Raw genomic sequence first — 12,946 nt, forward strand, 5'->3', positions numbered from 1 at the left:
GCGCGGGCGGCAAGCACGCTGGCCAGCAAGGCGCCCAGCGCGGCGCGCAACAGGGCGGGCAGCGCAAGAGCCGTGGGGGCGCAAGCGGTGATGTGGCGCCTGTTGCCGCGGCCGAAGGCGACAAGCAGGACGACCTGTTCGCCTGGGTGACGTCGCCCGCTTTCGATGCCGACAATTCGGCGACGGGCGGCGTGCGCGCGCCGATGTTGCGCCGCGGCCGCGCGGCGGCTCCGAAGCGCGTGCTGTCGCCGGACGACGACGCGCCCAAGCTGCACAAGGTGCTCGCCGACGCAGGCATGGGTTCCCGCCGCGACATGGAAGAGTTGATCATCGCAGGCCGCGTGTCGGTGAACGGCGAGCCGGCGCACATCGGCCAGCGCATCCTGCCGACCGATCTGGTGCGCATCAACGGCAAGCCGATCAAGCGCAAGCTGCAGAGCAAGCCGCCGCGCGTGCTGCTGTATCACAAGCCGACCGGCGAGATCGTGAGTCACGCCGATCCCGAAGGCCGTCCTTCCGTGTTCGACAAGCTGCCGCCGATGAAAACGGCCAAGTGGCTCGCCGTCGGCCGTCTCGACTTCAACACGGAAGGCCTGCTGATGCTGACCACGTCGGGCGATCTGGCGAACCGCTTCATGCATCCGCGCTACAGCGTCGAGCGTGAATATGCGGTGCGCGTGGTCGGCGAACTGACGGAAGGCAACCGGCAGAAACTGCTGCACGGCGTCGAACTGGACGACGGTCCGGCAAATTTCCTGCGCATCCGAGACGGCGGTGGCGAAGGCACAAATCACTGGTATCACGTCGCGCTTGCTGAAGGCCGCAATCGCGAAGTGCGCCGTATGTTCGAGGCGGTCGGCCTGATGGTGAGCCGCCTGATCCGCACGCGCCACGGTCCGATCCAGCTGCCGCGCGGCTTGAGGCGCGGTCGCTGGGAAGAGCTCGAGGACAATCAGGTGCGCAGCCTGATGGCGTCGGTCGGCCTGAAGGCGCCGACGGAAGAAAAGGGCGGACGCCGCAACGAGTCGGAACGCCGTCAACCCGATCCGATGCAGACGTCGATGGGTTTCATCAACCGTGAGCCCGTGCTGATGTCGCATGGCCGCTTCGAGCAGCAACCGCGCGGCGGCGCTCAGGGGCGGCGCGGCGGCGGCAAGGGCGCAGGCGCGTTCGGCGCACTGAACTCGGGGCTCGGCGGCTTTGGCAACGCGGGCGGCAATCGCGAAGGACGCGGCCGTGGCGGCCGCGATGTCGACGGCAATCGCGCGCCTTCGGGTAACCGCGCGGCAGCGGGCGGCAATGCAAAACGCGGCAGCAACCGCCCGACCAACGGCGCGCCCAATGGCAATCGGGCGAGCAACGGCAACCGCGCTGGCGGCAACACCAACGCCGGCGGCAGTCGCAATAGCGGCAACAGCGGCGGAGGCGGCGCGCAACGCAATCGCTCGCGCGGACGCTGATGTCGCGGGTTCACGCGTTCGTTCGTTTCCGTTAGCGACAGGCGGCCGCGTCTCGCGCCGCCCGTCGTCAGCGAAAGTCAGCAAAAATCGACAGCCATTCAGACGCTTCGCGTGTCCGTCGGCGCATCGGCAAGCGGTTCGGGAAGTGTAGAAAAAGCCCATTTTCAAGGCTTGATCGCGCCGAAATCGCCCGCAAATGCAGATACGGCGCCGGCTGGCGGTTTGCGTTCGTCGTGAAAAAAGGCTACAATCACGAAGTCACTGGGCGTGCGGTTTCATGTGCGGCTCAGGTGCGACCACCGGCAATAAGATGATGGGCGTTTCGCCCATTTTTTTTTTGCCGCTCAGTTCTCACGTTGGTCGGCATCTCGGGTAGCACGAACGTGCGCCGGCTTGGCGCGCAGCCCGCGGGTGTATCGCAAAGGCTTGCAGCGCGAACATCTTAGAGGGCAGCACTGTGCAACTGACGGAACTGATTGAAACCACGGTCGTGGGCCTCGGCTACGAGCTCGTCGATCTCGAGCGCACCGGGCGCGGCATGCTGTGCGTGTATATCGACCAGCCCGCCGGCATCGCGATCGAAGACTGCGAAAAAGTTACCCGTCAGCTCCAGCACGTTCTGACAGTCGAAAATATCGATTACGAGCGGCTGGAAGTCTCGTCGCCGGGACTCGACCGCCCGCTGAAGAAACTGGCGGACTTCGAACGCTTCGCGGGCAGCGAGGCGGTCATCACATTGAAAAAGCCATTGGACGGACGGAAATCGTACCGGGGCATTCTGCATGCTCCCGAGGGCGAAACGATCGGTCTGGAATTTGAAGGGAAGGAAGGCGCCGCGATGCTGGATTTCACGCTCGCGGATATCGACAAGGCACGCCTCGTTCCGAAAGTTGACTTTAGGAGCCGCAAACAATGAGTCGCGAAGTGTTGATGCTGGTGGATGCGCTGGCACGCGAGAAAAATGTCGACAAGGACGTGGTGTTTGCCGCGCTCGAGGCAGCGCTCGCGTCTGCATCCAAGAAACTCTTCGACGAAGACGCGGACATCCGCGTTCATATCGACCGTGAAAGCGGCGAGCACGAAACCTTCCGTCGCTGGAAAGTCGTGCCCGACGAAGCGGGCCTGCAGGAGCCGGATCAGGAAATCCTGTTGTTCGAAGCGCGCGAGCAGAAGCCCGACGCGCAGATCGACGACTTCCTGGAAGAGCCCGTTCCGTCGATCGAATTCGGCCGCATCGGCGCGCAGGCTGCCAAGCAGGTGATCCTGCAAAAAGTGCGCGACGCGGAACGCGAGCAGATTCTGAACGACTTCCTCGAGCGCGGCGAAAGCATCATGACGGGCACCGTCAAGCGTCTCGACAAGGGTAATTTCATCGTCGAATCGGGCCGCGTCGAAGCGCTGCTGCGCCGCGACCAGCTGATTCCGAAGGAAAACCTGCGCGTCGGCGACCGCGTGCGCGCGTATATCGCCAAGGTCGATCGCACCGCGCGCGGTCCGCAGATCGAGCTGTCCCGCACGGCGCCCGAGTTCCTGATGAAGCTGTTCGAAATGGAAGTGCCGGAAATCGAGCAGGGCCTGCTGGAAATCAAGGCGGCAGCGCGCGATCCCGGCGTGCGCGCCAAGATCGGCGTGATCGCTTATGACAAGCGCATCGACCCGATCGGCACCTGCGTCGGCATTCGCGGCTCGCGCGTGCAGGCTGTGCGCAACGAGCTCGGTGGCGAAAACGTCGACATCGTGCTATGGTCGGAAGATCCCGCCCAGTTTGTGATCGGCGCGCTCGCGCCGGCAGCTGTCCAGTCGATCGTCGTCGATGAAGAAAAGCATTCGATGGACGTCGTCGTCGACGAAAACGAACTGGCCGTCGCTATCGGCCGCAGTGGCCAGAACGTGCGTCTTGCCAGCGAACTAACCGGCTGGCAGATCAACATCATGACGCCGGACGAGTCTGCGCAAAAGCAGAACCAGGAGCGCAGCGTATTGCGCGACCTGTTCATGGCGCGTCTCGATGTCGACGAGGAGGTCGCCGACATCCTGATCGACGAAGGTTTTACGAGTCTCGAAGAGATCGCTTACGTGCCGCTCAACGAGATGCTCGAAATCGAAGCATTCGACGAAGACACGGTTCACGAGTTGCGCAACCGCGCCCGTGACGCCCTGTTGACGATGGCGATTGCGAACGAAGAAAAGGTCGAGGGCGTTGCGCTCGATCTGAAGAGCCTCGACGGCATGGACGCCGAGCTGCTCGCGAAGCTGGCTGAGCATCAGATCCAGACGCGCGACGAGCTGGCCGAACTGGCTGTCGACGAGCTGGTCGAGATGACGGGGATGAATGACGACGCCGCCAAGACGCTGATCATGAAGGCCCGTGAACACTGGTTTCAATGAGATCCACGACCATGAACCACTAATCTGATCGCAGCCGCAAGGCTGCATGACCCGATGCTAACCGCAAGGAATCGGTCCTTGCACTAAGAGGAATGAATGGCGAGTAACAACGTAGCCCAATTTGCCGCGGAACTGAAAATGCCTGCAGGCGTGCTGCTCGAGCAGCTGCACGCGGCGGGTGTTCAGAAAGCGAGTGAAGACGATGCCTTGTCCGAAACGGACAAGGCGCGTCTGCTTGACCACTTGCGCAGGTCACACGGCTCGAACGATGCCGATAAGCGCAAGATCACGCTGACCAAGCGGCATACGTCGGAGATCAAGCAGTCCGACGCGACGGGTAAAGCTCGCACCATTCAGGTCGAAGTGCGCAAGAAGCGCACGTTCGTCCGCCGCGACGAGGCAACCGAGCAGGCGGAAGTGTCGGGCAACGGTCAGGAAGCGGAAGATCTCGAACTGCAGCGTCGCGAGGAAGAAGCGCGTCACGAGGCAGAGCTGCTCGAGAAGCAGGCGCTGGAACTGAAGGAGCGCCAGGAGCGTCTGGCAGCCGAAGAAGCCGAGCGTCAGGCACGCGAACAGGCGGCCGAGGCGGAGCGTCGCCGCGCCGAAGAAGAAGCGGCGAAGAAGCGCGCAGCGGCAGTGGCCGAGGCGGCGGCTCGCGAGCAGGCCGAGCAACAGGAGCGCGCGTCGCAGGACGAAGAGAAGGCGGCGGCAGAACGCGCCGCGCAGCGCGAAGCGGCGAAGAAGGCCGAAGACGCTGCACGCGAACAGGCCGAGAAGACGCGCCTCGAACAGGAAGAAATCGCGAAACGCCGTGCGAAGGCGGAAGCCGAAGCGCGTGCAATCCGCGAAATGATGAACACGCCGCGCAAGGCGCAGGTCAAGGCGCCGGAGCCGGCACCGAAGCCCGCCGAAGCACCGAAGCCCGCGGAAGCGAAGGGCACGCTGCACAAGCCGGCGCGTCCCGCTGGCGAAACCTCGGCGCGTCCCGCCGCGAAGAAGCCGGCGCCCGCAGCAGCGGCGCAACCGGCAGCGGCTGCGCAGCCGTCGGGTCCCGCTGGCGCTGGCGACAAGAAGAAGGCTGGCGGCAAGGGCGGCTGGCAGGACGACGCAGCCAAGCGCCGTGGCATCAAGACGCGCGGCGACACGAGCGGCGGCGTCGATCGCGGCTGGCGCGGCGGTCCGAAGGGCCGTGGCAAGCATCAGGAAGCCACCACGTTCCAGGCGCCGACCGAACCGATCGTTCGTGAAGTGCACGTGCCGGAAACCATCACGGTTGCCGATCTCGCGCACAAGATGTCGGTGAAGGCTTCGGAAGTCATCAAGGTGATGATGAAGCTCGGCCAGATGGTCACGATCAACCAGATGCTGGACCAGGAAACGGCGATGATCGTCGTCGAGGAACTGGGCCATCACGCCGTCGCGGCGAAACTGGATGATCCCGAAGCGATGCTCGTCGAAGGCGAAGTGTCGGATGCCGAGCAACTGCCGCGTCCGCCCGTCGTCACGGTCATGGGTCACGTCGACCACGGCAAGACGTCGCTGCTGGACTACATCCGTCGCGCGAAGGTTGCGGCGGGCGAAGCGGGCGGCATTACGCAGCACATCGGCGCGTATCACGTTGAAACGCCGCGCGGCGTCATCACGTTCCTCGATACGCCGGGTCACGAAGCGTTCACGGCAATGCGTGCGCGCGGTGCGAAGGCAACCGATATCGTGATTCTGGTGGTCGCAGCGGACGACGGCGTGATGCCGCAGACGAAGGAAGCGATCTCGCACGCGAAGGCGGGCGGCGTGCCGCTCGTGGTCGCGATCAACAAGATCGACAAGCCGGAAGCGAACCCGGAACGCGTGAAGCAGGAACTCGTCGCGGAAGGCGTCGTGCCGGAAGAGTACGGTGGCGATTCGCCGTTCGTGCCGGTGTCGGCGAAGACGGGTGCGGGCATCGACGATCTGCTCGAAAACGTGCTGCTGCAGGCCGAAGTGCTGGAACTGAAGGCGCCTGTCGAAGCACCCGCCAAGGGCCTCGTGATCGAAGCGAAGCTCGACAAGGGTAAGGGTCCTGTCGCAACGATCCTCGTCCAGTCGGGTACGCTCAATCGCGGCGACGTCGTGCTGGCGGGCAGCGCCTACGGCCGCGTGCGCGCGATGCTCGACGAAACGGGCAAGCCGACCAAGTCGGCGGGTCCGTCGATCCCGGTCGAAATCCAGGGTCTGTCGGAAGTGCCGGCGGCGGGCGAAGAAGTCATCGTCATGCCGGACGACCGCAAGGCGCGCGAAGTCGCTCTGTTCCGTCAAGGCAAGTTCCGCGACGTGAAGCTGGCGAAGCAGCAGGCCGCGAAGCTCGAAAACATGCTGGAGCAGATGGGCGAAGGCGAAGTGCAGTACCTGCCGCTCATCGTCAAGGCCGACGTTCAGGGCTCGCAGGAAGCACTGGTGCAGTCGCTGCTCAAGCTGTCGAACGACGAAGTGCGCGTGCAGATCGTGCACAGCGCAGTTGGCGGCATCAGCGAGTCGGACGTCAACCTGGCAACGGCGTCGAAGGCGGTCATCATCGGCTTCAACACGCGTGCCGACGCACAGGCGCGCAAGCTGGCCGAGACCAACGGCATCGACATCCGTTACTACAACATCATCTATGACGCAGTAGATGAGGTGAAGGCGGCGATGTCGGGCATGCTGGCGCCGGAGAAACGCGAAGTCGTCACGGGTATGGTCGAAGTGCGCCAGGTGTTCAAGGTGCCGAAGGTCGGCACGGTGGCAGGCTGTATGGTCACGGACGGTGTGGTCAAGCGTACGTCGTCGGTGCGCGTGCTGCGCAACAACGTCGTCATCCACACGGGCGAGCTCGATTCGCTCAAGCGCTTCAAGGACGACGTCAAGGAAGTGCGCCAAGGCTTCGAGTGCGGTATGTCGGTGAAAAACTTCAACGACATCCAGGAAGGCGACCAGTTCGAAGTCTTCGAAGTCACGGAAGTCGCGCGTACGCTGTAATTCCGGCGTTGCGTGCATGAGGGGCGGGGCGGGCGCTGAGCCCATTCCCGCCCCTTTGTTTTTTGTATCGGATGTTGTGTCGTGTTTGCGTGGAAATCGTCCGTGGCGTGCTGCCGCCGAATGCGCGAACACCTTGCTTTTCCGGCAACCCGGATCACGGATTTACCATGCCTAAGAAACGTACTTCCCCCAATCGCAACGTGCAGATCGCTGATCAGATTCAACGCGATCTGTCCGAACTGATCCGTGAGGTCAAAGACCCGCGCATCGGAATCGTCACGTTCCAGAGCGTCGAACTCACGCCCGACTACGCGCACGCGAAGATCTACTTCACGACGCTGACGGGTGATCCGCACCAGACGCAGGAAGCGCTGAATCACGCGGCAGGCCATCTGCACAATCTATTGTTCAAGCGCCTGCATATCCACACGGTGCCGACGCTGCATTTCCACTACGACAAGACGATCGAGCGCGCCGTCGAGATGTCGCGCCTGATCGACGAGGCGAACGCGACGCGCGCGAAAGACGACTGATCGCAGGTCCGAGGCACGCGCACATATGACTCAGAATCAACGCCCGAAAGTGCCGCGCCGCGCGCTCGATGGCGTGTTGCTGCTCGACAAGCCCGTCGGCCTGTCGAGCAACGACGCGCTGATTCGCGCAAAGCGCCTGTATCTGGCGAAAAAAGCGGGCCACACGGGCACGCTCGATCCGCTTGCGTCGGGGCTCTTGCCGCTCTGTTTCGGCGAAGCGACGAAGTTTTCGCAAGACTTGCTCGAGGCAGACAAGACGTATGAGGCAACGATGCGCCTCGGCATTCGCACGACGACGGGAGACGCCGAAGGTGAAGCGCTCGACACGCGCGCCGTGACCTGTAATCAGGATGCCGTCGAAGCCGTGCTCGCGCGGTTTCGCGGCGACATCGTTCAGGTTCCGCCGATGTATTCGGCGCTCAAGCGCGACGGCAAGCCGTTGTACGAGTACGCGCGCGCCGGGCAGACGGTTGCGCGCGAAGGGCGTTCCGTGACGATCCACGCGCTCGAATTGATCGAATGCGCGCTGCCCGACGTGACGTTTCGCGTGACGTGCAGCAAGGGCACGTACGTCCGGACGCTGGCGGAAGATATCGGCGAGGCGCTCGGATGCGGCGCGCATCTCGTGATGCTTCGGCGCACGGGCGTCGGCGCGTTGACGCTCGAACACGCGGTGACGCTCGGTGCGTTGTCCGACGCGCCGCAAGACGCGCGCGACGCGTGGCTGCAGCCTGTCGACGCGTTGCTGTCCACGTTTCCCGCCGTGCAGCTCGATCCCGAAGCGACGCGCCGTTTTCTGCATGGACAGCGTCTGCGTCTCGCGGATCTGTCGGTGCGGGACGACGTGCTGCTCGCCACCCGCACGCGCGTCTATGCAAGCGGAGGCAAGCTGCTTGGCGTCGCGCGCATCGGCGAGGGCGTGCTGGCGCCTGAGCGGCTGATCGTTACGGCAGCAAGCTGACTGATCGACGAAGCGGGCGGTTCGCGAGCAACAAAAAAGGCGGGACCGCCATGGGTCCCGCCTTTTTCGCTGACGTGCTCGCAACGCGCTCGCAGCAGGATCACACATGCCAGCGAGCGGCGACTCCCATCAATGCGCCGCCGATGCCGCCGCGCTCGCGTCCCCGCCGCCCGCGCGCTCCGGGCGCGTCACCCAGATCAGCCCGATCAGCGCGACAAAAATCCCCGCCGACACATAGAACAGATCGTTGACGCCAAGCTGGGCCGCCTGCTGCGTCGCCATCGTATTGAACAGTCCATATGCCTGCGACTGGTTCAATCCGACGCCGCCCATCTGCGTGATCGACTGATCGAATACGGGGTTGTACGCATTCGCGCGTTCCGTCAACTGCGCGTGATGCAGGATCGAGCGATGATCCCACGCGGTCTCGAAGATCGACGTGCCAATGCCGCCGCACATGATCCGCACGAAGTTCGACAGACCCGAAGCGGCCGGAATCCGGTTGCCCGGCAAGCCTGACAGCGTGATCGACACGAGCGGAATGAAGAAGCCGGCCATGCCGATCCCCTGGATCAGCGTTGGCAGCATCAGCGAGAAGGTGTCGACGCCCGTCGTGTAGCGCGAGCGCATCCAGAACACCAGCGCGAAGATCAGAAACGACGCCGTCGAGATGTAGCGCGGATCGGTGCGCGGCAGGATCTTGCCCGTAAGCGGCGAGAGAATGATCGCGAATACGCCGACGGGCGCCAGCACGAGGCCGGCGTCCGTGGCCGTATAGCCGATGTCCGTTTGCAGCCACAGCGGCAGCAGCACGAGATTGCCGAAGTAAAGCCCATAACCGACCGCGAGCGACACGGTGCCGCCCGTGAAATTGCGCAGCTTGAACAGCGACAGATCGACAACCGGGTGCTTGTCCGTCAATTCCCACACAATGAAAAACGCTAGCGCGATCACGGCGGTGAGCCCGAGCACGACGATCGTCGTCGACGAAAACCAGTCGAGATCCTTGCCCTTGTCGAGCATCACCTGTAACGAGCCGACCCACGTGATCAGGAGCACGAGACCGACGATATCGATCGGTGCTTTCTTAATGACGGAATCGCGATTTCGGAAAATCGCCCATGTCGCGAGCGCGGCGACGATCCCGACCGGGATGTTCACGTAGAAGATCCAAGGCCACGAAATGTTGTCCGAGATCCAGCCGCCGAGGATCGGACCGGCGACGGGTGCGGTCAGTGTCGTCATCGCCCACATCGACAGCGCCATCGGCGCCTTCGCACGCGGATAGCTCGCGAGCAGCAGCGTTTGCGACAGCGGAATCATCGGGCCGGCCACGGCGCCTTGCAGCACGCGCGACGCGAGCAGGAACGGCAGGTTGGGGGAGAGGCCGCACATCCACGACGAGATCACGAACAGCACGATCGACGCCATGAACAGACGCACCTGGCCGATGCGGTCGGTGAGCCAGCCGGTGAGCGGCACGGAGATCGCGTTCGCGACGGCGAACGACGTGATCACCCATGTGCCCTGATCGGACGACACGCCGAGGTCGCCGGAGATCGACGGAATCGACACGTTCGCGATCGACGTGTCCAGCACGTTCATGAAGACGGCGAGCGACACCGCGATGGTGCCGATCACCAGTTGCGCGCCCTCGAGCGGCGGATGAGGAGCGTGCGCTTGAGCCTGAGCCATCTAGGTTGGAACCTTGTCGTTGTGCAGATGGACGATGCTTACATCAGCTTGGGCGCAGCCTTCGCGCCCCCTGACGTCTTTTGCGGCAGACCGGCGTTCGGACCGGCATTCTCCGCGATGATGCGGGCGATTTCCGCGTCGGCATCGTCGCCATACTTCTCGAACACGTTGGTCTGGTAGACGGTGTTGACGGCGCTGCCGAGTTCGCCGCCCGTGTCGTCCTTGATGCTCACTTCGACCTGCATCGACAGGCCGATGCGCAGGGGATGCTTTTCGAGTTCCTGCGGATCGAGCGCGATACGCACGGGCAGGCGCTGCACGACCTTGATCCAGTTACCCGTCGCGTTCTGCGCGGGCAGCAGCGAGAACGCCGAACCCGTGCCGGCCGAGAAGCCGACTACCTTGCCGTGATATTTGACGGACGAACCGTACACGTCGGCCGTCAGCTCGACGGGCTGGCCGATGCGCATGTGCTTCAACTGCACTTCCTTGAAGTTCGCGTCGACCCACACGGCGTTCAGCGGCACGATGGCCATCAGCGGATTGCCCGGCGACACGCGCTGGCCGACCTGCACCGAGCGCTTCGCGACATAGCCCGTCACGGGCGCGGGCAGCGTGTTGCGCGCGTTGTTCAGGTACGCGTCGCGGACCTTCGCGGCGGCTGCCTGCACGTTCGGATGATTCGCGATCGTCGTGTTGGCCGTCAGCGCGCGGTTCGAGGCGAGCTGCTGCTGCGCGCGCTCGAGCGCGGCCTGCGCGCTCTTTACGGCGTCGCGCGCATGCGAGATTTCTTCCTGCGACACGGCGCCCGTCTGCGCGACCTGCATGCGGCGCTTCAGGTCGTCCTGCGCGCGCGACAGGTCGGCCTGGCGCACGGCGACTTGCGCCTGATACTGACTGTCGTCGGCATAGAGGCCGCGCACCTGGCGCACGACCTGGCCGAGATTCGCCTCCGCCGATTGCAGCGCGATGCGCGAATCGGCGGGATCGAGCACGACGAGGGGATCGCCGATCTTGACCGTCTGCGTGTCGTCGGCGTTCACGGCGACCACCGTGCCCGTCACCTGCGGCGTGATCTGCACGACGTTGCCGTTCACATACGCATCGTCGGTCTCTTCGTGGAAGCGCGCGACGAGGAAGTAGTAGAGGCCATACGCGATCGCGGCAATCAGGATCACGATGACGAGCAGCGTCATCATGCGCTTGCGTTTGCCGTTGCTGGCCGGCTGCGCGTTCGCGGGTTGTTGGGGCGTGCTCATGAATATGCTCCGGATTCTGTTCAGTCTGTATCGTTTATTCGGATCGCAATCTTGCTGTGCGAGCGTTGCTGTGCGGGCTTGTGCGCGCGACTAGTTCGACGCTGCTTGCGTCGGCCGGGCCGCTGCGGCTGCCGCGGCCGCCGCCGACGACGCAGGCGCGTCCGTCGGCACGACGAGGCCCGTCTGCGTCGCGTCGAAACCCCCGCCCAGCGCCTTGATCAGCGCGATCTGCAAGTCGCGCCGGCGCATCTTCAGGTTGGTCACCGTCTGCTCGGCGGCGAGGCGGTTCTGGTCAGCCGTCAGCACCTGCAGCTGCGGCGAGAGCCCCGCCTTGTAGCGGATCACGGCAAGCTCGTACGCCTTGGACGACGCGTCGAGGGCACGCTGCGCATCGCCTTGCTGATGGTCGATCGAACGGATCGACGAAATCTGCGTGGCGACGTCGGACAGCGCGTTGATCAGCGTCTGGTTGTAGTTCGCGACGTACAGGTCGAAGTCGGCGTAGCGGCCCTTCAGTTGCGAGCGCAGCGCGCCCGCGTCGAAGATGGGCAGGTGAATGGCCGGACCGAACTGGATCTGACGGCTCGACGAGGTCAGGAATTTGCCCCAGCCGAACGCATCGAAGCCGAAGCTGGCCGCGAGGTTCACGTCGGGGAAGAACTCGGCCTTCGCTTCCTTGATGTCGTGCATCGCAGCCTCGACCTGCCAGCGCGCGGCGACGATGTCGGGGCGGCGGGCGACGAGATCGGCGGGTACGTTGTCGGGCAGCGTGACGGCGCCGCCCGGATTGAACACGGGCTGGGCGATTTGCAGGCCGCGGTCCGGGCCCTTGCCGAGCAGCGCGCCGAGTTCGTAGCGGGTGGTCGTGATCTGGCCGTCGAGCTCCGTCAGGTTCGACTGGCTCGTTGCGATGTTGCCGTTGGCCGTCTGCCGCTCGACGTTCGTGTCGAGGCCTGCCTTCACGCGGTCGTTGGCAATGACGCCGATCGTCTGGCGATTCTTGATCTCGCGCTCGGCAATGTCGCGCAGCGCGTAAAGCTGCGCGAGCGAGTTGTAGGTGCGCGCCACCGACGACGCGAGCGTCACGCGCGCCTGCTGCATGTCGGCTTCAGCCGCCTTTTCCTGCGACACGGCCTGGCCGAGCCGCTCGCGGTTCTTGCCCCACAGATCGAGATCCCACGACGCGCTCGCGAGCACGTTGTTCTCGCTGTACCACGTGCCGCCGTACGGCGGCGGGAAGAGGGCGTTCGCGGAATACAGCTCGCGCGTCCATGAATAGCTGGCGTCGGCCTTCGGATACAGCGCCGACTTCGACGATTCGATATACGACGATGCCTTCGCAATGCGCGCCTGCGCCTGCGCGATCGACGGATTGCCTTCGAGCGCTTCCGCGATCAGCTGCGGCAGCTGCGGATCACCGAACTGCTTGGCCCAGTCGAGGGCGGGCCATTGGCCGCCTTCGGCCGGCAGGCTTTGCGACGACTCGAACTGCGAACTTTTCGCGATCTGCCTGTCGTCCTTCAAACCGAAATAATTTGCGCACCCGGCAAGGGCCACCGCTGCCACGGCCGCAGCGACGGCCGCCCGCGTCGCCGGTACGGGCGCAGGCCTGAAGAGGAATTTCATCGCTCGACTCTTTGCGTGTAATGACATTTTTCT

The 12,946-nt window shown here is 64.2% G+C and carries 9 protein-coding genes; 6 read left to right on the top strand and 3 right to left on the bottom strand.

Annotated elements, in window-relative coordinates; all coding sequences use genetic code 11:
* The 6 genes from rluB to truB form a co-directional block, all read left to right on the top strand.
* A partial coding sequence (gene rluB / locus H3V53_RS35625) for a 23S rRNA pseudouridine(2605) synthase RluB (RefSeq protein ID WP_336601834.1) occupies positions 1-1,460 on the top strand: 1,460 nt, incomplete at its 5' end.
* 457 nt (positions 1,461-1,917) lie between these two features.
* Entirely contained in the window at positions 1,918-2,376 is a 459-nt protein-coding gene (gene rimP / locus H3V53_RS35630; RefSeq protein WP_054926524.1) for a ribosome maturation factor RimP, read from the top strand.
* Positions 2,373-3,848: a transcription termination factor NusA gene (gene nusA, locus H3V53_RS35635; RefSeq protein WP_336601835.1), complete on the top strand. Its 1,476-nt coding sequence runs from the start codon at positions 2,373-2,375 to the stop codon at positions 3,846-3,848. Before rimP ends, nusA begins: the two co-directional genes overlap by 4 nt.
* Before the next feature lie 96 nt (positions 3,849-3,944).
* Positions 3,945-6,839: a translation initiation factor IF-2 gene (gene infB / locus H3V53_RS35640; protein ID WP_336601836.1), complete on the top strand. Its 2,895-nt coding sequence runs from the start codon at positions 3,945-3,947 to the stop codon at positions 6,837-6,839.
* A 167-nt stretch (positions 6,840-7,006) separates the two neighbouring features.
* Positions 7,007-7,372 (top strand): 30S ribosome-binding factor RbfA, encoded by a 366-nt coding sequence (gene rbfA, locus H3V53_RS35645; RefSeq protein WP_336601837.1) that lies wholly within the window; start codon positions 7,007-7,009, stop codon positions 7,370-7,372.
* 25 nt (positions 7,373-7,397) lie between these two features.
* Positions 7,398-8,333, top strand: a complete 936-nt coding sequence (truB, locus tag H3V53_RS35650; protein WP_336601838.1) for a tRNA pseudouridine(55) synthase TruB — start codon at positions 7,398-7,400, stop codon at positions 8,331-8,333.
* Between the two features lie 129 nt (positions 8,334-8,462).
* Here the strand turns inward: truB and H3V53_RS35655 are convergent, their stop codons facing one another.
* From H3V53_RS35655 to H3V53_RS35665, 3 genes are all read right to left on the bottom strand, one after another.
* Positions 8,463-10,028 carry a DHA2 family efflux MFS transporter permease subunit gene (locus H3V53_RS35655; protein ID WP_336601839.1) on the bottom strand — a complete coding sequence of 522 codons (1,566 nt, stop codon included), beginning with the start codon at positions 10,026-10,028 and terminating at the stop codon, positions 8,463-8,465.
* 38 nt (positions 10,029-10,066) lie between these two features.
* Positions 10,067-11,287 (bottom strand): EmrA/EmrK family multidrug efflux transporter periplasmic adaptor subunit, encoded by a 1,221-nt coding sequence (locus tag H3V53_RS35660; protein WP_336601840.1) that lies wholly within the window; start codon positions 11,285-11,287, stop codon positions 10,067-10,069.
* A 90-nt stretch (positions 11,288-11,377) separates the two neighbouring features.
* Positions 11,378-12,913 carry an efflux transporter outer membrane subunit gene (locus H3V53_RS35665; RefSeq protein WP_336601841.1) on the bottom strand — a complete coding sequence of 512 codons (1,536 nt, stop codon included), beginning with the start codon at positions 12,911-12,913 and terminating at the stop codon, positions 11,378-11,380.
* Between the last annotated feature and the right edge of the window lie 33 nt (positions 12,914-12,946).

It is taken from the genome of Paraburkholderia bengalensis, from assembly GCF_037126505.1.
Classification (GTDB): Bacteria; Pseudomonadota; Gammaproteobacteria; order Burkholderiales; family Burkholderiaceae; genus Paraburkholderia; species Paraburkholderia bengalensis.